The organism is Massilia pinisoli, assembly GCF_024753285.1.
GTDB classification, from domain to species: domain Bacteria; phylum Pseudomonadota; class Gammaproteobacteria; order Burkholderiales; family Burkholderiaceae_D; genus Telluria; species Telluria pinisoli.
In genome coordinates this window covers 371,403-397,276 of record NZ_JANUGW010000002.1, presented here as the reverse complement: position 1 = coordinate 397,276, position 25,874 = coordinate 371,403, and the positions used below count along the sequence as shown (strand labels likewise).

Genomic DNA, 25,874 nt, shown 5'->3' with positions numbered 1-25,874 from the left:
CCATGCGTTGAGGCGCATCGTCTGCATGGCATTTTCAGTCGGCATCGCAACGACGCTGGTACCGTTCCCGGGCCAGGTCGCGATGGCGGCGGACCCGATCGACACGATGGTGACCAGCTACCAGCCGGTCATCCGCGAGTCCGTCGACGCCAACGGATTCAAGCACCCGGGTGTCGGATTCACCAAGGACATGCTCGAGAACATGCGGGCCGAGGTCCTGGCGAAGAAAGAGCCCTGGAATACGCATTTCAACATGATGCTCAAGTCGGGCAAGGCGTCGCGCACGCCGGGCATCTCGAACGTCAGCGGGTCGGACCCGACGAAACCCCGGATCTACGGGCTGGACTCGCAGGGCGCCGAGGGCATCTTCATCGCCGACGCGCTGACCGCCTACACGCAGGCGATCCTGTACTACCTGACCGGCGATTCGGTCTATCGCGCCAACGCGATGCGGATCATCCGCCTGTACGAGCAGATGGACCCGTCCAAGTACGTGTACTACACCGACTCGCACATCCATACCGGCATCCCCCTGCAGCGGATGACGGGCGCGGCGGAAATCCTTCGCTACACCAGCAGCCAGGATCCGGCGCTCGCGTGGACGGACGACGACACGCAAAAGTTCTCGACCAACCTGGTCACCCCGGTGATCCAGACCTTCGACAACTGCAACTGCCGGTTCATGAACCAGCATCTGTACACGACCATCGCCAAGATGTCCGGTTCCATCTTCATGGGCGACCGGGACGGGTACAACCAGGCCGTCGAGTGGTTCATGGTCAACAAGGATGCGCCCGACCCAGCGTGGACCGGATCGATCAAGCAATTGTTCCGGACGGTGACGCGGAACGACGCCACCGGCGAAGAGATTCCGCCGCAGATCCAGCACGTGGAAATGGGCCGCGACCAGGCCCACGGCGCCGGCGACCTCACCAACGCGGAGATCCTCTCGCGCCTCATGATGGCGCAAGGCACCAAGGTCGATCCGGTGACGGGCACGCCGTCGACCGAGTCGAACGCCGTGGGCCCGTACGAATTCATGGACGACCGCCTGCTGGCCGTCCACGAGCTGTTCGGCAAATGGATGGTCGGCTACGACATCCCGTGGGTGCCCGTCGCCATGAGCGTCAATCCGGACGGCAGCATCCGCGCGATGTACACCAATGTGTCGTGGTCGTATCGCGGCCGGCTGACCCAGAACTCCTGGGAAGCCTTCTATTACTACAAATACGTGCGCGGCCTCGACGTCGAGCACCTCGCCCCGAACTACACGACGATCTATGCCAAGCGCAAGGCCTACAACTGGGACGGCGCCGACGGCGGCGGCGATTTCTGGCTCGGCATCCCCAAGGCCGCCGAGGCCGAGGGCAGCACATACCTGGGCATCCCGATCGTCGATCCGTACCGGGAGGTGGAAGACCGGTTCACGGCGTACGACACCAACGCGGTCGCGCAGACCGAAGGCACGACCGGCTTCGTGAGAACCACGGCCACGCCGGAAGGCACCCGCATCGCCGTGTACAGCTACAACGGGGCCGCCGTCCCGAGCATCGGCTTCCGAATCCGCACGAATGGCCAGGCCATGATGGACGTCGACGGCAATCCGGTCGCGCTGCCGGATACGCGCGGCCAGTGGCGTTACTTCGTGGTGCCGATCAACCTGGGCGATTTCCTGCAGCTCAAGATCACCGGCCCCGGTACGACGGTCGACATCGACCACATCAACGTCAAGTCCAGCACCTTGCTGAGCCCACCGGTCTTCAAGTCCGGCAACAGCGACACGACGGCGTACACGTATGCCGGCGCCACCATCCCGGTGACGCTCGACCTGTCGGCCACCGACCCGGCAGCGGGCGACGTGGTGACCTACAACATGGACAACCTGCCGCCCGGCGCCACGTTCGACACCAGCACCGGCGCATTCTCGTGGACGCCGACGCAGGCCGGCACCTACACGTTCACCGCCGAAGCCTCGGACGGCACCACGGTGAGCACCAAGCGTGTCACCGTCGTCGTGGGCCCGGACCGGCAGTCGGTGGTGGCGACCGTGACGGCGCCCGTCAATCCGGACACGCTGTACGTCACATCGACCAAGGCGGCCTATGACAGCGCCTATGCGGACATGCAGGCCACGATCGGGTCAAGCACCGACGATGCGTACTTCCAGAAGCTGGCGGCATTGCGCACCGCGGTCTCCGGACTGCAGGAACTGACCCCGCTGCTGAAGGACGGCAGCATGAACTACACAAACTTGTTCTTCAAGACGAACCTGGTGACGAACTTCGGCGACTGGGCCGCCAACGGGGTCGACAACAATACGGACAGCTTCATCGCGTACACGATCGCGCAGGACAACAACCGCACGTTCACGCTGGATTTCGGGCCGAGCTTCAAGGTCGCGGCGACGTCGTTCCAGATCCAGCCGCGCACCAGCTTCCCGGAACGCGTGGGCGGTGTGACCATCTTCGCCTCCAACGACAACGAGAACTGGACGCGGATCACGCCCGACGAGACACTCGGCATCGAGGGCGTGCAGACGCTGAACGTGCAGGACGACCTGCGTACCCAGCGCTATCGCTTCTTCAAGATCTCGATGATCGATCTGCTGTGGTCGTACAACATCCTCGAGCTCGGCGAATTCCGGATCTTCGGCACCCGCTACGAAACGGTCAACAAGCTGACGAGCGTGTCGCTGAGTTCCGACCAGGCGCTGAGGGGCAGGGTCGTGCCCGGTAACACGATCAAGGTGTCGTTCCAGTCGTCCGAGCGGATCAACAACGTGGGCGCCACGATCCAGGGCGAGCCCGCGACGGTCACCACCTCGGACAACCTGAACTGGACGGCAACAGCGGTCGTCAAGGCCACCACGACGCCGGGCCCGGTGAAGCTCCTCCTCAACTACAAGACCGCTGACGGAAAAGTCGCCGAACCCGTCCTGTTCCCCACCGATTCGACGTCCCTGGTCATCGCCCACGAGAGTGACGTCATCCAGAACGTCCCGACCATCGCGACCCTGATCGACTCGACGACGAACCGCTCCGCGGCCACGACCTTGCAGAACGTGAACGCCCTGTTCGATGCGAACCTGGCCACGGGTTCGGATTTCCGTAACGGCGCCGGCGGCAACGGCTCGGGTGCCTGGGTGGTCTTCGACTTCAAGGACGGCAACCAGGTGACCCTCACGAGCACCGAAGTCATCTCGCGGCAGGACGGGTACTACGGCCGCATCAACGGCACCGTGTTCCAGGGCTCGAACGACAACGCCACCTGGACCACCTTGACCCCGGCGGCGAAATCGACGATGGATTGGCAGATGCTGCCCGTCGCGAGCCTGGTTCCCTACCGCTATATTCGCATCTACAACCCGAACGCGTGGTACGGCAACATGAACGAGGTGCGCTTGCACGGCTCGCTGCACGGCGCCGACGTCACCGCTCCGACCACCACGGCCGCCGCGCCGCAAGGCACCGTCACCACAGATGCGACGGTCACCTTCAGTGCGACGGACAACCAGGGCGGCTCCGGCGTCGCGGCGACCTATTACACGGTCGACGGCGGCGCCCAGCAGACGGGCACCACGGCCACGCTGACCACCAGCGGCACGCATACGGTGAGCTACTGGAGCACCGACTGGGCCGGCAACAAGGAGCAGCCGCATGCATTGACCGCGACCATCGATAAGTCCGTCGACGTCACGGCGGACGCCACGATCACCCGCTCCGGCCTGACGGTGAACCGCTTCACCGGCAAGTACACGGGCACCGTGACCATCACGAACGCCGGCGGCCAGACCCTGGACGCGCCCCTGCGGTTGCGCCTGCAGAGCCTGACGGCCGGCGTCACGCTCGACAACGCGACCGGCCTGCAGAACGGCGTGCCGTACATCGCCCTGCCCTCCGCGCTCGCGCCGGGACAGAGCGTCACGCTGACGACCACGTTCTCCAATCCATCCAAGACGGGCATCGGCTACGCGCCCCTGCTCTTCAGCGTCAAGTAAAGGACATCATCATGCTCAACTTCAAGTACACCCTTGCCCGGCTGGCCGTCGCAGCCGCCATGGTCGGCGCCTGCGCGCAGGCGGCCGCCATGCCGATCTACCACGTCGACATCGACACGGCGTCGCTGGGCACGGGCCCCGCCTTCCTCGACCTGTATTTCATGGCGCTGGACGGCGCGCCCGCCGCCACCGCCACCGTGTGGAACCTGAGCGGCGCACTCGCCGGCGCGCCGGACCTGACGGGCGCCGTCACCAGCGGCACGTCGGGCCTGTTCACGTTCAGCAATGCGGCCGGTGGCGGCGATCTGGTCCAGGGCATCCAGCTCGGGGGCAAGTTCGGTTTCGACGTCACCTTCACGATGGCGCCCGGCGACACGGGCACCACGTTCGGCTGGGCGCTGTTCGACATGGTGCGCTACCTGGGCGCGGACGGCGACCTTGGTGACTTGTTCCTGCAGCCGGACGCGCCCGCCGGCAAGCAGGTCCTCGTGAGCGCACCGGCCGGCCAACTCGGCAGCGTGACGGTTCCCGAGCCGTCGACGGCGGCATTGGTGCTGGCGGCCATGCTGGCGCTGCTGGCGTGGCGCGCACCTGCGGCACGCCGGCGCTGATCCTGCAGCCCGGCGACCGGGCCGACGGCGTCAGGCGATCGATGCAGGCGCCGGAACCGCCGCCCGGCACACCCGGTTCCTGCCGGCGGCCTTGGCGGCATACAGCGCCGCGTCGGCCGCCGCGAGCAACGTCGCGTCGTCGTTGCCGTGCACGGGATACAGCGCGACACCCGCCGAGAACGTGCGGCCGATCTCCGTGCCGCTCGACGCGAAGCGCAGGTCGGCGAACGCGCGGCGCAAGTCATCGATGCGTTCGACGGCCTGGTCGAGCGTGACGTCGCGCATGACGATGACGAATTCCTCGCCGCCGTAACGGCACGGGGAATCCGTCGGCCGGACCTGCTGCCGCAGCAGGCTGCCCAGCGCGCGCAGCATCGTGTCGCCGAGCGCATGGCCGTGGTCATCGTTGACGGACTTGAAGTGGTCGATGTCGATCATCACGACGGCGAACGACTTGCCCGTCCTGCCTGCCCATGTCAGTTCGCGCGCGAGCGCGTCCGCCAGGTAGAGGCGGTTGTACAGGCCCGTCAGAGGATCGCGGATGACCTGCTCCTGCAACTGCGCCTGCATCGAGCGGATGGTGTCCAGCTGCGCGCGCAGCTGCCTGTTCGCCTGTTCCAGTGCGAACGACGTCGTGCGCGCATCGGTCACGTCGCGCACGATCAGCACATAGCCCAGTATCGTGCCGTCGTCGGCGCAGATGGCGAACGTGCGCAGTTCGAGATGCCTGCCGGCGCCATGCACGAATTCCGCCGTCGTCGGGACATAGCCTTCGCCGGCGACGTGCGCATCGAGTTCCGCCATCCGCTCCCCGAGCAATTCGCCCGGTTGCGCGGGCGGGTCGATGTCGAAGATGCGCCAGATCGCCGCATTGCTTTCGACGATGTGCCGCTGCGCGTCGACGACGATGAAGCCGTCCGTGATCGCCTCGCTGATCTTTTCGCGCGCCACGGAGACGAGGTCGAACAGGCCGCGCCGGAAGATCGCCAGCGCGATGAGGATGCCGCTGGCGACGAGGCCCAGCGGCGTGGGATCGATGTCCGGCGGCGACACGCCCGCAATGAACGTCACGTTGCAGACGATGGGAACGATCAGCGCGCCCAGCAGGATGCGCGTCTGGCGCCGGACCTGCGTCGTGCCGTGTTCGTAGGCGGCGAGCAGCGCGAGAACGGATTTCGCGATCAGCGCGTAGCTGTACAGCGAATGCACCCAGAACAACGGTCCCATGTGGAAAATGCTGTCCGTGGACACGCCGCGCCAGCTGCCGAAGCACAGGTCGTGCAGCGGCGACAGCGCGACCGCCAGCACGACGGTCGGCACGAGCCCGAGGGCGAGCAACCGCGACGGGCGGAACGCGTTCGTCCCGCGCGCATAACTCAGCACGAACAGCAAGGTGATCGGCGCGATGGCGACGACGCCGGGGAAGATGACGCGCATGCGCAGGAACAGGCCGTCGTGCGGCACGAATTGCGTGAACGGCAGCGCATAGCACGTCAGCCACCACGCCGCGCACAACTGCATCGCCAGCAGCGCCGGCGCACCGGGCGCGTGACGGCGCTGCCACGCCACGGCCGCCAGCAGCAGCGCGGTGACGGCACCGGCGAGGAGAATGAAGTTAAAGATTTGCATGGTCGCGCGAAAAAGCAGGCTTCATCTTAGCACCGCGCCACCATTAGTTTCATTGTAGAACTATTATTTCCACATATAAACAACATCATATGACGCCCTGCCGCCCCGGCAACGCGACCCGGTCGATGACGACGCCGGGGTCGACGGCGCGGATCGTCACCACGTGTTTGCCCGCGGCGAGCGCCGGCATGGGCACCCGCGCGCGCACCGCATTATTCTGCACGCCTTCCTTGCGGATGGCGCCGGACTCGTCCTCCTGGCCGCTCGCACCGGGCACGTCGACGGCGATCGGGTCGGCGCCATCCACGACGACGCTGACGCGCAGCTTCCTGCCCGGGTAGATGCGGAAGGTTGGCATGAAGTCGATGAGCAATTCCCCTCCGGCGCCCTGTGCGCCTGTCTCGAAGTGGAAGTCGAGCGATGGCGCCTTGTCGTCGGTAAGAGACCAGGACGCGTCGAGGCCCGCCGGCTTCAGCGCGACGGCGCGGCCCGACTGGCCGAGCCCCGCGACCGGTGTCCAGCGCGCGGCGGCAGTGCCGGACCGGTTGTCGGCCTCGGCGGCCGGGCGCCATGCGCGTCCCGCGTCGACGGGCGTGACCTTGGACGCCGAGCCGCCCGCCGGCTCGCCCCAGGGCCAGCGCACCTGGCTGTTCCACGCCATCAGGTTGGCCGCCGTGACGAGGCCGGGCATCATGCCTTTCCACTTGCCGCCCGCCACCGTATAGTTGTACGCATCGACCTCCCGCTCGAGGAATGCGCGCCGGCGCGCGATCTCCGCGGCCTGCGCGGCGGGATCGTCGCCGAGCTGGGCGGCGCGGTCGGCCATGAAGACCAAGCCGGTGGCGCCGAGCACGCGCGCGGGGAAGCCGATCATTTCGGTGTAGGCATCGCGCTTCCCGGCCGGGATCGCGGCGGCCAGCGCTGCCTCCCGCTCCAGCAGATGTGCGTAGCTGCGGCCCAGCTCGGCGGCCTCGTCCGGCGGCAGCGCCAGCGCCCACGCGCGCGTCATCAGCTCGGGCTTGCGGATCGTGCCAAGGCGGTAAAACTCGGTCAGCAGATCGGCGACGGCCGGCGCCAGCGCGCCGCCGACATGCTCGGCCGCGAACGACCGCAGGAACGCGGGCTGGGAATCGGGCCCGAACGCCGTGGGGTTCCACGCGAAGCGGGCGAAATAGTCGACGCCGATTTCCATCGGCTTCAGGTCGCCGACATTGAGCATCCACATCGTGCGCGCGTCGTTCTCCCACGCCTTGTGCAGCTCTTCCCACATCAACGCGGGCGCGGTCGTGTTGATCCACAGGTAGGAGTGCGGCTGGCCGTAGTACGAGAGGTGCCAGTACACGCCGGCGCCGCCCGCGCGCTTGCGCTCGTCGGGCGAACTCAGGCGCCGGAGGTAGCCGAAATTATCGTCCGTCCACATGAGCGTCACGTCGTCCGGCAGCGCGAGGCCGGCATCGTAAATCGGCAGCACTTCCTTGTAGGGTACGAAGACCTGGGCGACGGGGCCCCACTTCGTCGTCACGTGCTGTTGGATCAGGCTGCGCTGGTCCTGGATCACTTCCCCCATCAGTTTGAGCTTGCCCGGCATGTCGCCGGGCGGCGTCTGCATGCCCTGGTCGTGGATGCCGCGGATGCCCAGCGTCCACATGGCCTCCATCCCGCCGCGCGTGGTGGCCTGCTCTTCCCAGGTCTTGTAGATCGTGTCGCGGTTGGTGAGGTAATTCCAGGGCCCGCGCTCTTTCTGGTTCCACTTCACGTTGTTGTACAACATGGGCTCGCAATGCGATGCGCCGGCCACGATGCCGTATTTGTCGGCCAGCACGACGTTCTCGCGCACGGCATGGAATTCCCGGCTGACTTCATGCATGGCGGGCCAGATCGTGTTCAGGCGCAGGCGCAACATGAGTTCGAAGAGCTTCTCGTAGGTCTTCGGGCCGATCCCGCCGGCCTCCGGCTCGAACGTCTGTTTGGCCCAGGCGTGCATGCCCCAGTCCTCGTCGTTGACGAAGATGCCGCGGTACCTCACTTCCGGCGCCGTGACCTCGGGCGTGGCCGAACGAATCGTCAGCGCTGTCCTGCGCCGGACGGGCGCGTCGGCCCACCAGTACCACGGCGACACCCCGACCTGCTCCGACAACTGCATGAGGCCATAGGCGGCGCCGCGGCGATCGCTGCCTACGATGACGAAGGCGCGCTCCACGCCGGGGAACGGTCGCTCGACCATCTGCGCCACCGTCGCCTCCCAGCGGCCGCGGACCTTGTCCAGGTCCTTCAGCGCGCCCCTGGCGGCCAGTTCGTCGATCAGCGCGTTGTGCCCCAGGGTGCCGACGACGACCAGCGGGCGCCCGCGCACGGCCTGCGCACCGATGGCGGGACGCTTGCCCGTCACGCGTTCGACGTCGTCGGCGAACAAGCGGGCGGCGACGGCGACGAGCGGGTCGTCATGCGCATCGACCGCGACCGTGGCGACGCCGGCGCCGCCGACCAGGTTCAACGAACCCGGGCCGGAACGCGCGGCTTCCGTGACCTCCACCGCGTGCGCCGCGGGGAGCACGGCGAGCGTCGCACAAAACACGAGGATGGCGATACGGAGCGGTTTCAGCTTCATCGCGGCAGGACCTTTCGACAGGTGGACGGATGGCGACGCAGGGCGTCGGCGACTGGCTGGACTATAGTGAGATAGCGCTACCAAGTAAATGACTTTTTTCGGAGTTTCGCGGTAGGACGAAGTCCGCTCCGATCAGATGCGTAGTCGCAGCGATAGCATTTGACACACAGACCGAAATCGGCCAGACTCCGCAAAGATGTTAGCGCTATTTGTTTGATGGTATGAAATGTTATAGCTCGCGACGTCCGCCGCAGATGTAAAAACAAACGAAGGAGACACCATGAACGGTATTGCTCTAGAGAGCACCAATCCCATACAAGAGGCGGAAAACACCGGCCTCATCATCCTGATCAGCTGCGTCGCCACGATCGGCGGCTTCCTGTTCGGCTTTGACAGCGGCGTCATCAACGGCACCGTCGACGGCCTGAAGCAGGCCTTCCATTCGACCGATGCCGAGCTCGGCTTCGAAGTCGCATCGATGCTGCTGGGCTGCGCGCTCGGCGCCTTCTGCGCCGGCCGCCTGGGCGACCTGTGGGGCCGCCGTACCGTGCTCCTGATCTCGTCGCTGATGTTCCTGACGTCGGCACTGGGTGCCGGCTTTGCGACGACGTCGGTCGTCTTCGTCGCCGCCCGTGTGCTGGGCGGCTTTGCCGTCGGCGCCGCGAGCGTGATGTCGCCGGCCTACATCGCCGAAGTGGCCTCCGCCCGCTACCGGGGCCGGTTGGCGACGGTGCAGCAGATCGCCATCATCAGCGGCCTGTTCTGCGCTTTCCTGAGCAACTATTTCCTCGCGCACGAGGCCGGCGCGTCGACCGGCGTGCTGTGGCTGGGCCAGGAAGCATGGCGCTGGATGTTCTGGATGATGGCGATTCCGTCCGTGCTGTTCCTGCTGCTGCTGCTGACGATCCCGGAAAGCCCGCGCTTCCTCGTCGCCAAGAAGCGCAAGGACGAGGCGCTGGCCGTGCTGACTCGCCTGTACGGCGCGGCCGTGGCCCGCACGAAGTTCGACTCGATCGACGTGTCGCTGGCGGAAGACCACCATCGTCCGCGCCTGTCGGACCTGATCAACAAGGCCACCGGCAAGCTGCGCCCGATCGTGTGGGTCGGCATCGGCCTGGCGACGTTCCAGCAGCTGGTCGGCATCAACGTGGTGTTCTACTACGGCGCGGTGCTGTGGCAGGCCGTGGGCTTTTCCGAGAGCGATGCCCTGCTGATCAACGTCCTGTCGGGCGGCCTGAGCATCGGCGCCTGCATCGTCACGGTGTTCCTGATCGACCGCATCGGCCGCAAGCCCCTGCTGTGGATCGGTTCGGCCGGCATGGCGGTGACGCTCGGCCTCGTGACGTACGCCTTCGCCAGCGCCTCGCTCGACGCGCACGGCAAACTGGCCCTGTCCGGCTCGCTGGGCGTCTTGGCCCTCGTGGCGGCGAATGTCTACGTGATCTTCTTCAATATTTCCTGGGGCCCGGTGATGTGGGTCATGCTAGGCGAGATGTTCCCCAACCAGATCCGCGGTTCCGCGCTGGCCGTTGCCGGCGCCGCCCAATGGTCGTCCAACTTCCTGATCACGGTGACCTTCCCGATGCTGCTCACCAGCATCGGCCTGGCCGGCGCGTACGGCCTGTACACGGTGGCCGCGGTGATCTCGATCTACTTCGTGATCCGCTACGTGCATGAAACGCGCGGCAAGGAACTGGAGCAGATGGAAGGCTGACGGCGCGCGAGAGCCGCCAGCAAGAAGGCCGTCGATGATCGAATCATCGACGGCCTTTCGCTTTTACCGGGACTGTGGTCGACTACTTGAACCGATCGAAGAACGCCTTGGACTCCTGCGCCGAGAAATTGGGGTACCAGTGTCCGCCGGTCTCGGTGCCGCACCAGAGTACGGGCTTGCCGCTGTCGCAGCCCTGGTATTCGACGCAGCCGTGACTTCCCACCGGCACCGTAGTGGCACTGCAGCTATTGCGCTTCAGGAAAACATCGCGCGCTTCCATCCCCGCCGAGTACGGTACGGTGTTGTCGTCCTTCGCGTGGATGAACATGGCCGCCACCTTGTACGAAGAACCGGCACAGCCGCTCCAGAGCGACCCGGACATGGGCGCGATCGCCCGCACCACGTCGCCCATCTCGCAGCCAATGGCGTTGGACATCATCCCGCCAAAGCTGAAGCCGGTAGCGAACACACGCTGCGCGTCGGTGCACGCGCCCTGCTGGACCTCGCCGATCATGGCGCGCATGAAGCGGATGTCGCGGTCGTTAGTGTTGGCCCACCCCTTGTCCAGGCCCTCCGGGGCAACGAAGATGGCATTGTCGCCGTACAAATTCTTCAGCCCGAAAAAGCCGCTCCAACCGTAGACATCGGCGGCGCTGCCGTCTCGCCAGTGCAGCCCGATGATGACGGGATAGGTCTTGTTGCGGTCGTAGGAGGCCGGCATCTCGACCCAGTAGCTGCGCTGGAGTCCGTCGCTGCTGAGCGAATGCATGCCGGTGGTCAGCTTGGAACCGCTGCCGCAGCCCGCGGTGCTCGTCGCCGGCGAGGCGACGGGAGGCGGCGGTGGCGAAGCCGACTCGGTTGCAGATGTCGACGCGCCGGTGGCGCCTGTCCCGCCTCCGCAAGCAACGAGCGTCGTGAAAAGTAATACGGTCCACACATGTCTCATATCTTCTCCTGGTTTGACGAAACTCCCTTCATAAGGATTGAAACGATAACGGCCACGATTGCGGCCGTGTTTTACATTTTTCGCGAATCGCCGACATGTTTTTCGAGCACTTAACGTGAGCGAAAGCCGGCGCCTGCACGCTAGCGCCCCACCAAACGCCGTGCGATCGCCTGCGCGCCGGTACCGCCCATGATCGTGTGGTGCGTGCCCGGCACCACCATCGTGTTCAGCGTGCCGCGCACCAGCTCGCCCCACCCCAGGTCGGGTTCGCCGAATTGCGGGGCAAAGCCTTCGCTGCCGCAGAACAGCAGCACGTCGCCGTCATAGGCGCACGGACGATACGTGCGCAAGGCCTCGTCGTTGGCGCGGGTGACCGCCAGCAGCTGTTCCACCTGCCCCTGCCCGGTCCCGGACGGCAGCAATCCCTGGCCCACGATCGCATCCTTGACCAGCAACCACTGCTGCGCCGGCGGCGCGGCACGCAGCGATTCCCAGTCCATGTCCAGCTTGGGAAACAGGATGCCCAGCATCACGGCGTCGTCGCTGAGCCAGTCCTTGCTGGCCATGCGGCCGTAGGCGCCGTTGCGATACAGCGGCTGCGCACTGGCGTTCTGCGCGCGCGAGTCGAACAATGCGAGCAGCGCGACGCTGTCTCCGGCGCGGGTCAGCTGCTGCGCCATTTCGTAGGCGATGCAACCGCCCATCGAATGGCCGGCCAGGCGATACGGGCCGGACGGCTGGTGCGCCTTGACGAGACCGATGTAGTCCGCAGCCATCGCCTCGATCGTGCGCAGCGGCGCCGCTTCTCCTTGCAGGCCGCGCGCCTGGATGCCGAACACGGGCTGCTCCGGCCCCATCCGGCGCACCAGGTCGACGTAGCCGGTCGTGTGCCCGCCGTACGGATGGATGCAGAATATCGGCGCGGCGCTGCCCGTGGCACGCAACCCGATCAGGCGCGAACCTTCTCCCTGCGCGCCCGCGCGCAGCGCGCGCGCCAGGCCACTCACCGTCGGGTTCTCGATCAGGATGGCGTTCGGCAGCTCGCGCGCGACGATCTGCTCGAGGCTGATCAGGACGCTCAGCGCGGACAGCGACGTGCCGCCCAGATCGAAGAAACTGTCGTCCCGCGCCGCCGACTCGACGCCGAGGACGTCGGCGAACACGCGCGCCACCCGGCGTTCGATCTCGTCCTCAAACAGCACCGGGTGCGCCGTCGGCATCACGCGTTCGCTGGAGGCACCGCACCGGACCGCGTCGGACGCCAGCACTGGCCCGGCCACACGCGTCGGCGCCGTCCTCGCTTGCGGCCAGTAGCGATGACGGTCGAACGGATATACCGGCAACGGCACGCGACACCGCGCACCGTCCCCATGCAGGTGCTGCCATGCCGGCGCGGCGGCGTGGGCCGTCCAGAGCTGCCCGAGGCACGCGAGCAGCGCGTCGTGGTCGGACGGCTGCGCCGCGTGGCCCAGGCAAGGCATGGCCAGAGCCACCATCCCCTTGCGCGGATGACGCTTGAGGATGGCGCTGAAGCCCTGCCCCGGCCCCACTTCGAGATAGATGCCGTCCGCCGTGTCGAGCAGCAGCTCCAGCCCCTGTGCGAAACGTACGGTGCCGCGCAGGTGCCGGACCCAATGATCGGGGTCCGTCGCCTGGGCGTCCGTGACCCACGTGCCCGTGACGTTCGTGACATACGGGATGCGCGGCGCGTGCAGCGCGACGTCGGCCACGCGCGCGCGGAACTGCGCCAGCACCGGATCGAGCATGGCCGAATGGAAGGCGTGCGAGGTCGGGATCAGCTTGTGGCGCAGGCCCGCTCGTTCCAGCGCGCCCTTGACCGCCGCGATGGCGTCGTGCGGGCCCGCCAGCACGCACGCTTGCGGGCCGTTCATCACGGCCAGGTCGACGCCGGCGCCGACGAAAGGCTGCACCTGCTCGGGCGACGCTTCCACCGCGAGCATCGCACCGCCGGGCAGTTGCCGGATCAGTTGTCCGCGGGCGCACACGAGCTTCAGCGCATCCGGCAGCGACATCACGCCGGCGAGACAGGCCGCCACGTACTCGCCCAGGCTGTGTCCCATCATCGCGTCGGGCTGAATGCCCCAGTGCATCAGCTGGCGCGCCAGCGCGTACTCCACGACGAACATGGCCGGCTGCGTGATCGCCGTGTCGGCCAGCCGCCGCCCTGCTTCCTCTTCCTGGCCCGGTTCCGGATACAGCAAGGCACGCAGGTCGCAACCGACTTCCGCCTGCAGCATGGCGGCACACTCGTCGACGCACGCGCGGAACTGCGGCACGGCCTGGTACAGCCCGCGGCCCATCCCGACCTTCTGCAATCCCTGGCCCGGGAACAGGAACGTCACGCGCCCGCCCGTGCCGGCATGCGCCGCCGCGGGCGCCGCCAGCGCGGCGGCCGCGGCGGCGTGGCTGGCGGCCACCACGGCGCGGCGGTGCGGCAGTTGTGCGCGCCCTGTCTGCAGGGTGTGCGCGATGTCCGCCAGGCCGGCGTCCGGGTGCGCAAGCAGGTGCTGCGCGAGCCTCGCGCTCATCGCGGTCAGCGCCGTGGCCGAGCGCGCCGACAACGTGATCAGTTGCGGGCCTTCGGCGTTCGTCGCTGCCGCAGGCGCGGGCGCCTGCTCCAGCACGACGTGCGCATTGGTGCCGCCGATGCCGAACGAGCTGACGGCCGCGCGCCGCGGCGCATCCGTCGCCGGCCAGGACGCGAGGGCCGTGTTGACGGTGAACGGGCTGTTGCCGAGGTCCAGCTTGGGATTCGGGGACTGGAAATGCAAGGTCGGCGGGACGACGCCGTGATGCAGGGCCAGCGCCGCCTTGATCAGGCCCGTCACGCCGGCCGCCGCATCCAGGTGGCCGACGTTGGTCTTGACCGACCCGAGCATGCAATAGCCGCGGTCGCGCGTGTGTTTGCGCCAGGCGAGCGTCAGCGCGGCCACTTCGATCGGGTCGCCCAGCGGCGTCGCGGTGCCGTGCGCCTCGACCAGTCCGATCGTGCGCGGATCGACGCCGGCGCGCTGCAACCCTTGTTCGATGACTTCGGCCTGGCCGTCCACGCTCGGTGCGGTGTAGCCGACCTTGACGGCGCCGTCGTTGTTGATGGCCGAGCCCTTGATCACGGCCCAGACGGTATCGCCGTCGCGCACCGCATCGGCCAGCCGCTTCAGGACCACGACCGCGCCGCCGCTGCCGCGCACCGTGCCGTTGGCGTGCGCATCGAACGCCCGGCAGCGCCCGTCCGGCGACAGGATGTGCCCTTCCTGGTACTGGTAGCCGGCGCCATGCGGCACTTCGATCGCGACGCCACCCGCCAGCGCCATGTCGCAGTCGCGCTGCAGCAGCTGCTGGCAGGCGACGTGCACGGCGACCAGCGACGTCGAACATGCCGTCTGCACCGTCAGCGCGGGGCCGCGCAGGTTCAGTTTATAGGCCAGCCGCGTGGCCAGGAAATCCTTCTCGTTCAGGATCGTCGTCTGGAACAGTTCGGCGGCCGATTCCGGATGCGTGTCGAGGAAATGCAGCATGTAGGCGGCGCGCCCAATGCCGCCCACCACGCCGATCCGGCCGCCGTAGGTCTGGCCGTCGTAGCCCGCATGCTCCAGCGCCTGCCAGCCCACCTCGAGGAACAGGCGCTGCTGCGGATCCATCAACAGCGCTTCGCGCGGCGGATAGCCGAAGAACGGCGCATCGAAACGGGCGACGTCGTCCAGCACGCCCTTGCGCCGCACGTAGCGCGGGTCGTCCAGCTGCGCCGCGGCGACGCCGGCGTCGCGCAACGTCTCGTCGTCCAGGTCGCGGATCGACTCCACGCCGTCGCACAGGTTGCGCCAGAAGGTGTCGACGTCGTCGGCACCGGGGAAGCGCCCGGCCATGCCGACGATGGCGATGTCGGTGCCGGCATCACCAGCGGCAGCCGCGGAGGATGTCGGCTGCGTGTCGGGCGCGGCATGCGCATCGGACGCGCCGTCCAGATGGCCGGCGAGCGCGCGGATGGTCGGGAAGCGGAACAGGTCCATGGTCGGCACGGCGAGGCCCAGTGTCCGCTCCAGCGCGACCTCCACTTCGACGAGGTTCAGCGAATGGCCGCCCACGTCGAAGAAACTGTCGTCGATGCCGACCGCCGCCAGCCCCAGTACTTCGCACCAGATCGCCGCGATCTGCCGCTCCAACGGGTTGCGCGGCGCCTGGCCCGCGGCGCCGTCGCGCCGGGCGCCGGGCGCCGGCAAGGCGTTGCGGTCGATCTTGCCGTTGGGCGTGGTGGGCCACGCGTCCAGCATCGTCACGCTGGCAGGCACCATGAAGTCGGGCAGCTTGCCTTGCGCATGTGCGCGCAAGTCCGCCGCACTGAGTGCCGCGCCTTCGTGCGCGATGGCGTAAGCCACGATGGACTGGACGCCACCATCGTCGCGCGCCAGCACCAGCGTTTCGCGCACGTCCGGATGGCTGGCGAGGATGGCGTCGACTTCGCCCAGCTCGATGCGGAAGCCGCGGATCTTGACCTGGTGGTCGAGACGTCCCAGGAATTCGAGGCTGCCGTCGGGCAGGTGGCGCACGAGGTCCCCGCTCTTGTACATGCGCTCGCCGGGCGCGCCGAACGGGTTCGGAATGAAGCGCTCGGCGGTGAGGTCGGGACGGCCGAGATACCCGCGCGCCAGGCCGATGCCGGCGATATGCAATTCTCCGGGCACGCCCACCGGCACCGGCTGCAGCCGCGCATCCAGCACGTGCACGCGCATATTGGAAATGGGGCCGCCGATGCTGACCCGTTCCAGGTCGGGGTGCAGCACGGCCATCGTCGTGCACACGGTCGCCTCGGTCGGGCCATAGGCGTTCAACATGCGCACCTTGCCGCTCCAGCGCCGCGCCAGTTCCAGGCTGCACGCTTCACCCGCGGTGATCACGGTCTTCAATGCCGGCACATCGTCCGGCCGCAACAGCGCGAGCACGGAAGGCGGCAACGTGACGACCGTGACGGCATGGCGCCGCAGGGTATCGACGAGGGCCGAACCGGGGATCAGCGCCATCTTCGGCGCGAGGCACAGGCAGGCGCCGGCAGCCAGGGTGGTGAAGATTTCGGAAATCGACGCGTCGAAGCTCGACGACGCGAACAGCAGCATGCGGCTGGCCGGGTCGACCTGGAACGCGCCACGCTTCAGGTGCGCCATATTGGTCAGGCCCCGGTGTTCCAGTTGCACGCCCTTGGGACGGCCCGTCGAGCCCGACGTATAGATGACGTAGGCCAGGTCGTGCGGTCCCGGGCTGTCCGGCAGGTTCGTATCCGCGTCCTGCACGCTGCCGTCCCAGTCGGTATCGAGCAACACGCGGCGCGCAGCGCCCGCCGGCAAGCGGTCCACTGCCGCCGCGTGCGTCAGCAGGAACTGCACGTCCGCGTCCTCCAGCATATAGGCCAGGCGATCCTGCGGATAATCCGGATCGAGGGGCAGATAGACGCCTCCCGCCTTCATGACGGCCAGCACCGCGACGACGAGTTCGGGCCGTCCGCGTTCGACGCTCACGCCGGCCACCTGTCCACGCCGCAGGCCCAGCCTGCGCAGGTAATGCGCGAGCCGGTTCGCGCGCCGGTTCAGCGCATCGTAGGTCAGCGTGCCGCCATCGACGTCGAGCGCCGGCGCCGATGGCGCGCTCGCGGCGTGGCGCTCGAACAGGCGGTAGGCGCACGCTTGCGGAAAATCGGCGTCCGTGGCGTTCCACGCCGCCATCGCCGCCCGCTCGGGAGGCGTCAGCATGGGCACGTGGTTCACCGCCAGTGCGGGGTCGCGCACGGCTTGCTGCAACAACGCCTGGTAATGGCCGACCAGGTAGGCGATGCTGTCGTGGTTCCACAGATCGGTGTCGTACCAGCATACGCCGCGCAGGCAGCCGTCGACCTCCTCCACCACCAGGTCGAGGTCGAACTTGACGGTGCGCTGTTCCAGCGGATACGACTCGAGCGCCAGTCCGGACAGGTCGAGCCGCACGCCGCCGACGCCCATGCGCGCCGCAGCCACGCCCTGCATGTGGGGCAGCTGCGCTTTTTGATAGGTGAACGCGACCTGGAACACGGGGCCGCGGCTCGGATCGCGGGGCAGGCCCAGGCGCTCGACGATCAACGGGAACGGAAAGTCCTGATGCTCCTTGGCGCCGACGAGGACTTCCCGCACCTGTCGCAGGAAGGTGCCGAAGCTCGCCGCGCCGTCCACCTGGACGCGCAGCGCGCACGGGCTCGCGAAGTAGCCGACGGTGCGCTCAAAACCTTCCGGCGGGCGTCCGAAGCGTGGCGAACCGACCACCAGGTCGTCCTGGCCGGTATAGCGATACAGCATGACGTAGAACGCCGCCAGCAGCACGGTATAGAACGTCACGCCTTCCTCGCGCGCCAGCGCGCGCACCCGCGCGGTGAGTTCGGCATCGAGGGTGAACGGCTGGCCGGCGCCGGCATGGCGCTGCACGGGCGCACGCGGCCGATCGGTGGGCAGGCCGAGGGTGGGAGGCGCCGTCAGTTGCTCACGCCAGTACGACCAATGCCCTTCCCCGCGCGGCGACTCGAGCAAGCGCTGCTGCCAGTCGACATAGGCCTCGAACGGCAGGCTGCCCGGCCACGGCAGCTGGGCCGCCTGCCCGGCCAGCCTGGCCCGGTACAGCACGCCCAGTTCCTCCATCATGACGATCAGCGACCAGGTATCGCCGGCGATGTGGTGGCAGTTCAACAGCAGCACGTGCTCGTCACGGCCGCGGGCGAACAGGTGGGTGCGAAATACGGGGCCGTGCTCCAGGTCGAACGGCGCCTCGGCCGCCTGCGTCAGCCGCGCATGCAGCCGGGGCGCGTCCCAGCCGGCCGCGTCCACATGGTCGAACGCGACCGGCGCCGCCGCATGGACCACCTGCACCGGCTCGCCCGCAGGCGCCGCATACGTCGTGCGCAACACGGGGTGGCGATCGACGAGGCCCTGCAACGCGGCGCGCAAGGCGTCGACGTCGAGCGCGTCCCTGATCGTCCACGCCATCGGCAGGCCGTATTCCGCTCCCCGGGGATTCAGATTCCACAGGAACCACATGGCGCGCTGGCCGCGCGACAGCATGGTGGAGGCAGGGCCGGCCGGCCCGTTGTTCGATGAGGGAGCGTTGTGCATGGTTGTGCGTCGCAGCCGTGCGCGCCCGCCAGCGTTCCGCTGTACCGGGACGACATCGCTGCCAAAGAATCGGTGGAGTGGTGAGAAGAGATGTGGGGCGGCTGATCGAAACGGGGCAAGAATGCCGCTTTCACTACGCTGCGGACAGTGCGCCAGAGCACGGCCCGTGGATGGCGGGCATCATATCACGGGCGGCTGTGCTCGCCAGAGGCCAACGTGGCCGTTCGCATCATTTGTCGCGTCGATGTCGCACCGCCGCCACGGATGTGCGCAACCGGTGGTCGTCACCGGCAGGTGAAGCTCGCAGCCTGCTCCACGTCGCCGGATCCGTCGTAGGTCGCCACTTTCGGATACGCGCACAACGGCCGCGTGCGCGCCGCCGACCACGACGCGGGCACGTCCCCGTTCGCGCCGCCCGCATTGCCGGCACCGCGTGCGCTGGCCTGCAGCGCGTCCGGTGCCTGGCCCTTCTCGACCCAGTTCACGAGCGGCGTCAGCGCATCGAACTGGTCGGTGGCCGGCCCGCCCGCGCAGTGGTTCATGCCCGGGATGCGGAAGAAGCGCGCGAAATCCGATGCATCGCCCCCGTTCGCCGCACGCAGCGCTTCGTACCAGGCCGTCGTGTCGTCGCTGGAAAAGATCGGGTCGCTCGTGCCGTGGTAGACGAGCATCTTGGCGCCGCGGTGCTTCAGGGTCGCCAGGTTCGACGGGTCCGGCGGCAACATGAACGACAGCGCGGATTCGCGATAGGTCGCGTCGGTCGCGCCCACGCGAGCCAGCATCGTGTCCAGGTTGCCGTTCAGCGCGAACGTGCGGCTGTCGAACGTGGCCGGGTTCTCGGGCGGTACGGACCAGATCAGGCCGACCGCAGCGGCGTCGAGCGTCAACGGCACGCCGAATTTCCAGCCCGCCCAGCCGCCCGCCGCGATACCCGCGTCCCACGGAAAGCTGGCATAGATCTTAGCGCCCGTCTCCGTCTTCGCGCCGGCGAACAGCCCGGCGACGGCACGCTTCTGCGCGGCGCTCAGGCACGTCCCGTCGCGCGCGCCCGCGCACGTGGGCACGTCGCGGGCGAGGTCGAAGGCGGCCTGGCACGCCGTCGTGTCCTGCACGAGGCCATCCCTGGCGCCGTCCAGCGCATCGCAGCGCGCGAGCACGGCGTTCGCCACGAGCGTGCGCTCGGCCTGCGTGAAGGCGGAGCCGAGGTCGCCGGGCGTGCTGGCCAGCGCGGCGTAGGTCTTACCGCCCGCGATGTCGGCGATGGCGGCCAGCGGCAGGCGGAAGCCCGGGTCGCCGACGAGGAAGCCGTCGTACTGGTCGGCGTAGCGCGCCGCCGCGACCATCGTGTGGCGTCCGCCGTTCGAGCAGCCGCCGATGTACGAGCGGTCCGGTGCCTTGCCATAGGCGGTGCGGATGGCGGCCTTCGCCATCGGCGTCAATTTGCCGACGGCCTGGTAGCCGTAGTCGAGCCGGGCCTGCGGATCGAGGCCGAAGTCCAGCGAGGGCCCGCGGTGGCCCGCGTCCGAACTGAGGACGGCGAAGCCCTGGTTCAGTGCATTGTCGAGCGCACCGCCGCCGCCCACGGGGCCCGTCGCCGTCTCGATGCTGCCGTCGGCGCCGCCGTTGGCCTGGTAAAAGAAGCGGCCGTTCCACGCGACGGGCAGGCGCAGTTCGAAGCCGATGGCATAGGGCTTGCCGTCGACGCCCGTGCGGCGCAGCATCTCGCCGCGCACCTGGCAATGGGCCGGCAGCGGCTTGCCGTCCACCGTGAGCACGCCGGCCGCGACGGCATTCGCGGCCGTGATCGTCGTGTCGGGATAGGCGATGCGGGTCGCCAGTTCGGCGCATGCGGTCAAGCCGGCGCCGGTGGCCTGCGCCAGTTGCGGCAGCGCCGGGTCGTGCACGCCGACGTTGGTCGTGCCGCAGCCGGCCATGGTGAGGACGGCCAGCACGGCCATCGCCTGTCGTGAATTCATCGTGGTTTCCTGGTGAGAGATCAACGCGCGCCGGCCCGCACGGCAAGCGGCACACGGTCCGCGTACAGGTCGTCGACGAGCGCGGCGCGGTGCGCCAGCACGGCCGCCTGGTTGATCGAGCCCTTGTCCGTCAGCTCGCGCTGGTCGATCGACGGCGGCACCGCCAGCGGCAGCAGGCGTTCGATGCGGGTCGATGAGCCGCTCGCGCCGGCGTTCAGGTCGGCCAGCAGGTGCGCGAACATGGCGCGCACGGGAGGGCTGGCCAATACCTGCGCGGCATCCGCATCGGCCGACAGGTCCGCCAGTGCGCGGCAATGCTCCATGCGGGGGAAGACGAGCAGGCCGACCGTCTCGCGATTCAGGCCCGTGACGACGGCATCCATCACGTACGGCGCGCCCAGCGCGATGGCGCGCGCGCGCATCGGCCCCACGCTGACGAACGTGCCGGACGACAGCTTGAAGTCCTCGGCGATGCGGCCGTCGAACACGAACCCGAGCTCCGGCCGGGCCGCATCGTAGAAACGCAGCGCGTCGCCCGTGCGGTAGTAGCCGTCCTCGTCGAACGCTGCCGCCGTCAGGTCCGGGGCGCGCCAGTAGCCCGGCATCACGTGCGGACCGGCGAAGCGCGCTTCGAACTTGGTGTCCACGGGCACCAGCTTCACGCGGCAGCCCGGCGCCGGCACCCCGACATAGCCCGCCTGCGCGATGTCGCCGGTGCCGAACGTGCTCGACGGCGACGTCTCCGTCATGCCGAGGCCCGTCATGATGCGGATCGATTCGCCGCAGTGCGCGCGCGCGACGGCATCGAGCCGGTCCCACGCCACCTGCGACAACCCGGCGCCCGCGCACAGGAACAGCTTCACGCGCGAGAAGAAGGTCGCGCGCAGGGCGGCGTCGCGCTCGAGCGCCTCCGTCAGCATCTCGAAGCCCTTCGGCACGTTGAAGTAGACGGTGGGCGCGATCTCGCGCAGGTTGTCCAGCGTGCGCGCGAACTCCGCCGGCGTCGGCTTGCCGTCGTCCAGGTACAGCGTGCCGCCGTTGTACAACGCGATGCCGACGTTGTGGCTGCCGCCGAAGCAGTGGTTCCACGGCAGCCAGTCGACGAGCACGGGCGGCGTCTCGCCGAAGAACGGAAAGGTCTGCAGCAGCATCTGCTGGTTATGGGCCAGCATGCCGTGGGTCGTGACCACCGCCTTCGGCTGTTTCGTCGAGCCGGACGTGAACAGGAATTTCAGGATCGTGTCCGCGCCGACGGCGTCATTGGCCGCATCGACGTCGGTGACCGCCGTGTCGAGCAAGTCGCCGAAGCGGGTCGCCGCGCGGGCCGCATGGACGCCCTCGCCCAGGATCAGCTCCACATCCTCGGGGAGCACCGCATGCAGCGCCCGCGCGAACGAGGCGCCGTCCGCCGCGTACACGGCGCCCGGCGTCAGTTGCGCGATGAGGTCGCGCAGCCTGCCGTCGTCCGCGGCGACCAGCGAGTACGCGGGCGAGATCGGCGCGTAGGGAATCCCGGCGTAGGCGGCGCCCAGCGCCAGCTGAAAATGTTCCAGGTCATTCCCGGACAGGATCGCCAGCGGCCGCTCGGCCGACAGCCCGCGGTCGCGCAGCGCCTGGCCGATGCGGCGCGCGCGGTGCAGCATGTCGGCATAGCCGATGCGGATCCAGGCGCCATCCGGGCCGCGCCGCGCGACGAGCGTGCGCTCGGGATGCGCGGCGGCCCAGCGCACGAGCGGGTCGGTCCAGCGCCGCGGCGCCGCTGCCAGCGGGGTGACGGCGTCGACGTGCCAGACGTCGCCCTCGCGCCAGGCGCGGATCTCCGGATGGCCGAGGTGGACGGGGCGGCAGCGCGACGCGGGCCGGTCCGGGCGGCCCTGCCCGGCGATCGGCAAATCGGTTTCCAACATCGGAGGTCTCCTTGATCGGCTCTGACCGAGACGTGCGGGCGCGTCTCAGGCGCGCTTGTAGCTCTGCAGGCCGGGCTTGATCGTCTTATCGTCCAGGAACTGCTTGAGGCCTTCCTTGCGGCCTTTTTCCGGATCGCGGTAATTCGACTGGTCGGTCTTCGCGTACAAATAGTCTTCGCCCTGCTCCCAGGTCAGCTCGCGGCAGCGCTTGAAACCGATCTTCGCATGGCGCAGCACGACGGGGTTCTTTTCCAGCAGCTTGGCCGCCAGCGCGATCACGGCGTCGCGCAGCTCCGCCTTCGGCACGCTCTTGTTGACGAGGCCCATCGCCGCCGCTTCCTTACCGGTGAAGGTGTCGCCCGTCATGATGTAGTGCAGCGCCTGGCGGTGCCCCATCGTGTCGGCCACGGCCTTCGACACGAGGTTGCCGGGCGGGATACCCCAGTTCACTTCCGACAGGCCGAACACGGCATCGTCGGCCGCGATGGCGAGGTCGCAGGCGACGAGCGGCGAGAACGCGCCGCCGAAGCACCAGCCGTTGACCATCGCGATGGTGGCCTTGCTGTACATGCGCAGCAGTTTCCACTGCCACTGCGAGCAATCGCGGCGCATGCGCTCCTGCATGATTTCCGGCTTGCCGTCCGTCTCGCGGAAGTATTCCTTCAGGTCCATGCCGGCGCTCCAGGATTCGCCCGCGCCCGTCAGCACCACCACCTGCGCGTCGTCGTCCAGTTCCAGCATCTCGAGCACGGCGATCATCTCGCGGTTCAGCGTGGGGCTCATCGCATTGCGCTTTTCGGGACGATTCAGCGTGATCCAGCCGATACCGCCGTCGACGTCGACCTTCACCGTCTGCCAACGGCCTTCGTATTTGGACATACAATGTCTCCTCATGTGTGCGGGCTGTATCAGGTAACCTGATATTCAACTTATACTAATTCGGCCTTCATGCTTTGACAAGAAAAATATCGATGCCAGCAAAAAAACCCACCTCCGCCTCCCGGGCGGACAAGACGCCCAGCGGCCTTGCCTACATCGTGGGCCGCCTCGACCACGTGCTGAACAGGCGCTTGCGCGACGGCCTCGCGCCGCTGGGCATGAACGTGTCGCACTACACGGCGCTGTCGGTGTTCCGCGCGCTGGGCACGATCTCGAATGCCCAACTGGCGGAGCGCACGATGATGTCGCCGCAGTCCGCCAACGAAATGGTGAAGGCGATGGAAGCGAAGGGCTGGATCGAACGCAGTCCCGATCCGGACCACGGCCGCATCATCCACATCCGCCTGACGGAAGAAGGCACGGCGTGCCTGCAGCGCTGCGACGGCGTCGTGCGCGACGTCGAGGAAGCGATGTTCCCCGACCTCTCCGCGGACGAGCGGGCGCGCCTGCACGCGCAACTGCGCAGTGCCGTCCGCGCGCTCAATCTGCAGGGCATCTGACCGCGCCTGCCGCCCCCGCCAGGTCAGCGCCGCAGCTCCGACATGATCTTCTCGGCGAGGAAATCGCACGGCGGCCGCTTCGATTTCGTACTGCGCGCGAGGACGACCTCCAACGGATCGATTTCCGGCAAGCCCTGCGCCTGGCCGAGCAGCGAGAAATGCGCCGGCACGGCGCAACGCGCGAGCGGCGCCACCGCGAGCCCGGCTTCGACCATGCTGATGAGGCCCATCAGGCTCGGGCTCTCGTACGACGTCCGGTAGGGAATCTTCGCCCGTTCGAGGCTGCGGATCGCGTTCTCGCGCGCGACGCTGCCGGGCAGGAACACGGCGATCGGCAACGGCCGCTCGCTCCAGATGCCCCGGGCGCCGGGCGACGCGGCCCAGACCATCGGTTCGAAGCGGATGAACTCCCCCGACAGGCCCTTCACGCGCGTCGCGCACACCAGGTCGACGGATCCGTCCTTGACCATCGGCGCGAGCGCCACGCTGGGCAGGCCCACGACCTGGATCTGGACCTTGGGATAGGTGGCCGAAAACTTCTTGAGGATAGCGGGCAGCAGCGACGACGCGTAGTCGTCGGGCACGCCGATGACGACGCGCCCCGTGATGTCCGGCCGCACGACGGCTGCCCACGCTTCGTCGCGCAGCGCGAGCATGCGCCGGGCGTACGTCAGCAGGACTTCGCCATCCTGCGTCGGCGTCACGCTGCGGGCGCCCCGGACGAACAGCGGTTTGCCGAGCGCCGTCTCCAGTGTCTTGATCTGCATGCTCACCGCCGATTGTGAGCGGTGCACGACTTCGGCCGCGCGGCTGATGTTGCCGGTATCGGCCACGGCCACGATCATGTTCAGGACGTCGAGATCGAGTGCTTTCATAAGCTTCAGAAAATCTGATTGATATGATCAATATTATGCGATTTTCTTGAGACCAGGTGTGGTGCATAGTAGCGGAAAGGAGCCCAACCATGAACGCACGCACCGACCAACACGCCCTCGCCCGTCCCGAAACGTACTTTGCCACCCTGCCTTCCGGCGTGCGCATGCCGTATGTGACGCACGGCGCCGGCGAACCGCTGCTGTTCGTCCACGGATCGCTGTGCGACTACCGGTACTGGAACAGCCAGGTGAAGGTGCTGTCGCAGCGCTTCCTGTGCGTGTCGGTGAGCCTGAGCCACTACTGGCCGGCCGACGACATGTCGATACCGGGCGCGTTCGGCTGGAGCACGCACGTGGCTGAACTCGCCGAGTTCATCACGGCGCTGGGCATCGGTCCGGTACATCTGGTCGGCCACTCGCGCGGCGGGTGCGTCGCCTTCCAGCTGGCGCGCGAATTCCCGTACCTGGTGAAATCGCTGACCTTGGCCGACCCGGGCGGCCCGTTGCAGATCGACGGCGTGGAGGAAGCGGCCTTGCCGGCGGCGACGAACGCCCTGCGTGCCCAGGTCGCCGACCTCATCGAGGACGGCGCGCTCGACGCGGGCCTGCAGATGTTCGTCGACTCGGTCAGCATGCCGGGCATCTGGCGCAAGAGTCCGCCCGCGTTCCGCGCGATGGCGATCGACAATGCGGACACGCTGCCGAAACAGTTCCGCGATCCGCTGCCGGCCTACACGCAGGCCGCCGCGGCAGGCATCCGGTGCAGCACGCTGCTGATCTCGGGCGCGAACAGCCCCGCGATGTATCGCGACAATGTGACGGCACTGTCGGCGTGGATCCCGAGCGCCGAACAGCGCATGATCGCAGGCGCATCGCATGGCATGAACGTGACGCACGCGGCGGAATTCAACCGGTTGGTCGACGCGTTCGTAAGCAGCGTGGCCGCCTGAACCCGATCCGGCCACGTTCGGCCGCGGGGCACGCCGGCGCAGCGTGAATGTCATTACGGAGGGCATTGTCGGGGTAT

13 protein-coding genes are annotated in these 25,874 nt (G+C 67.9%); 5 read left to right on the top strand and 8 right to left on the bottom strand.

The features are described 5' to 3' along the window. Positions 1-25 precede the first annotated feature (25 nt). Positions 26-3,997: an OmpL47-type beta-barrel domain-containing protein gene (locus NX784_RS03910; RefSeq protein ID WP_258815381.1), complete on the top strand. Its 3,972-nt coding sequence runs from the start codon at positions 26-28 to the stop codon at positions 3,995-3,997. An 11-nt stretch (positions 3,998-4,008) separates the two neighbouring features. Then, on the top strand, positions 4,009-4,608 hold the full coding sequence (locus NX784_RS03905; RefSeq protein WP_258815380.1) for an NF038129 family PEP-CTERM protein: 600 nt from the start codon (positions 4,009-4,011) through the stop codon (positions 4,606-4,608). A gap of 30 nt (positions 4,609-4,638) precedes the next feature. Here NX784_RS03905 and NX784_RS03900 read toward each other — a convergent pair whose 3' ends face one another. Next, positions 4,639-6,237 carry a histidine kinase N-terminal 7TM domain-containing diguanylate cyclase gene (locus tag NX784_RS03900; protein WP_258815379.1) on the bottom strand — a complete coding sequence of 533 codons (1,599 nt, stop codon included), beginning with the start codon at positions 6,235-6,237 and terminating at the stop codon, positions 4,639-4,641. Between the two features lie 85 nt (positions 6,238-6,322). Further along, on the bottom strand, positions 6,323-8,845 hold the full coding sequence (locus NX784_RS03895; protein ID WP_258815378.1) for a glycosyl hydrolase 115 family protein: 2,523 nt from the start codon (positions 8,843-8,845) through the stop codon (positions 6,323-6,325). A gap of 280 nt (positions 8,846-9,125) precedes the next feature. On the opposite strand from NX784_RS03895, the gene NX784_RS03890 reads away from it, so the two are divergent. Next, entirely contained in the window at positions 9,126-10,559 is a 1,434-nt protein-coding gene (locus NX784_RS03890) for a sugar porter family MFS transporter (RefSeq protein WP_258815377.1), read from the top strand. Between the two features lie 82 nt (positions 10,560-10,641). On the opposite strand, the gene NX784_RS03885 is transcribed toward NX784_RS03890, so the two are convergent. The 5 genes from NX784_RS03885 to NX784_RS03865 all read right to left on the bottom strand — a co-directional run bounded on the left by NX784_RS03885 (position 10,642) and on the right by NX784_RS03865 (position 23,412). Further along, positions 10,642-11,505 (bottom strand): CE1 family esterase, encoded by an 864-nt coding sequence (locus NX784_RS03885; RefSeq protein ID WP_258815376.1) that lies wholly within the window; start codon positions 11,503-11,505, stop codon positions 10,642-10,644. A gap of 140 nt (positions 11,506-11,645) precedes the next feature. Further along, complete coding sequence (locus tag NX784_RS03880; RefSeq protein ID WP_258815375.1) at positions 11,646-18,650, bottom strand: hybrid non-ribosomal peptide synthetase/type I polyketide synthase; 7,005 nt, start codon at positions 18,648-18,650, stop codon at positions 11,646-11,648. Positions 18,651-18,934: 284 nt separating this feature from the next. After that, entirely contained in the window at positions 18,935-20,626 is a 1,692-nt protein-coding gene (locus tag NX784_RS03875; protein ID WP_370662904.1) for a tannase/feruloyl esterase family alpha/beta hydrolase, read from the bottom strand. Between the two features lie 20 nt (positions 20,627-20,646). Further along, entirely contained in the window at positions 20,647-22,533 is a 1,887-nt protein-coding gene (locus tag NX784_RS03870; RefSeq protein ID WP_258815374.1) for a feruloyl-CoA synthase, read from the bottom strand. 45 nt (positions 22,534-22,578) lie between these two features. Further along, positions 22,579-23,412 carry a p-hydroxycinnamoyl CoA hydratase/lyase gene (locus tag NX784_RS03865; protein ID WP_258815373.1) on the bottom strand — a complete coding sequence of 278 codons (834 nt, stop codon included), beginning with the start codon at positions 23,410-23,412 and terminating at the stop codon, positions 22,579-22,581. Positions 23,413-23,504: 92 nt separating this feature from the next. Between NX784_RS03865 and NX784_RS03860 the strand changes: the two genes are divergently transcribed. Continuing rightward, positions 23,505-23,972 carry a MarR family winged helix-turn-helix transcriptional regulator gene (locus NX784_RS03860; protein ID WP_258815372.1) on the top strand — a complete coding sequence of 156 codons (468 nt, stop codon included), beginning with the start codon at positions 23,505-23,507 and terminating at the stop codon, positions 23,970-23,972. Positions 23,973-23,995: 23 nt separating this feature from the next. On the opposite strand, the gene NX784_RS03855 is transcribed toward NX784_RS03860, so the two are convergent. Next, a complete protein-coding gene (locus NX784_RS03855; protein WP_258815371.1) occupies positions 23,996-24,847 on the bottom strand; it encodes a LysR substrate-binding domain-containing protein in 852 nt (283 codons plus the stop codon). Positions 24,848-24,936: 89 nt separating this feature from the next. On the opposite strand from NX784_RS03855, the gene NX784_RS03850 reads away from it, so the two are divergent. Beyond that, complete coding sequence (locus NX784_RS03850) at positions 24,937-25,797, top strand: alpha/beta fold hydrolase (RefSeq protein ID WP_258815370.1); 861 nt, start codon at positions 24,937-24,939, stop codon at positions 25,795-25,797. Positions 25,798-25,874 lie beyond the last annotated feature (77 nt).

Excerpts from the sequence above, each read along its gene's own strand:
- NX784_RS03910 (WP_258815381.1), top strand. The coding sequence starts at position 26 with ATGGCATTTTCAGTCGGCATCGCAACGACGCTGGTACCGTTCCCGGGC.
- NX784_RS03905 (WP_258815380.1), top strand. The coding sequence starts at position 4,009 with ATGCTCAACTTCAAGTACACCCTTGCCCGGCTGGCCGTCGCAGCCGCC.
- NX784_RS03900 (WP_258815379.1), bottom strand. The coding sequence starts at position 6,237 with ATGCAAATCTTTAACTTCATTCTCCTCGCCGGTGCCGTCACCGCGCTG.
- NX784_RS03895 (WP_258815378.1), bottom strand. The coding sequence starts at position 8,845 with ATGAAGCTGAAACCGCTCCGTATCGCCATCCTCGTGTTTTGTGCGACG.
- NX784_RS03890 (WP_258815377.1), top strand. The coding sequence starts at position 9,126 with ATGAACGGTATTGCTCTAGAGAGCACCAATCCCATACAAGAGGCGGAA.
- NX784_RS03885 (WP_258815376.1), bottom strand. The coding sequence starts at position 11,505 with ATGAGACATGTGTGGACCGTATTACTTTTCACGACGCTCGTTGCTTGC.
- NX784_RS03880 (WP_258815375.1), bottom strand. The coding sequence starts at position 18,650 with ATGCACAACGCTCCCTCATCGAACAACGGGCCGGCCGGCCCTGCCTCC.
- NX784_RS03875 (WP_370662904.1), bottom strand. The coding sequence starts at position 20,626 with ATGAATTCACGACAGGCGATGGCCGTGCTGGCCGTCCTCACCATGGCC.
- NX784_RS03870 (WP_258815374.1), bottom strand. The coding sequence starts at position 22,533 with ATGTTGGAAACCGATTTGCCGATCGCCGGGCAGGGCCGCCCGGACCGG.
- NX784_RS03865 (WP_258815373.1), bottom strand. The coding sequence starts at position 23,412 with ATGTCCAAATACGAAGGCCGTTGGCAGACGGTGAAGGTCGACGTCGAC.
- NX784_RS03860 (WP_258815372.1), top strand. The coding sequence starts at position 23,505 with ATGCCAGCAAAAAAACCCACCTCCGCCTCCCGGGCGGACAAGACGCCC.
- NX784_RS03855 (WP_258815371.1), bottom strand. The coding sequence starts at position 24,847 with ATGAAAGCACTCGATCTCGACGTCCTGAACATGATCGTGGCCGTGGCC.
- NX784_RS03850 (WP_258815370.1), top strand. The coding sequence starts at position 24,937 with ATGAACGCACGCACCGACCAACACGCCCTCGCCCGTCCCGAAACGTAC.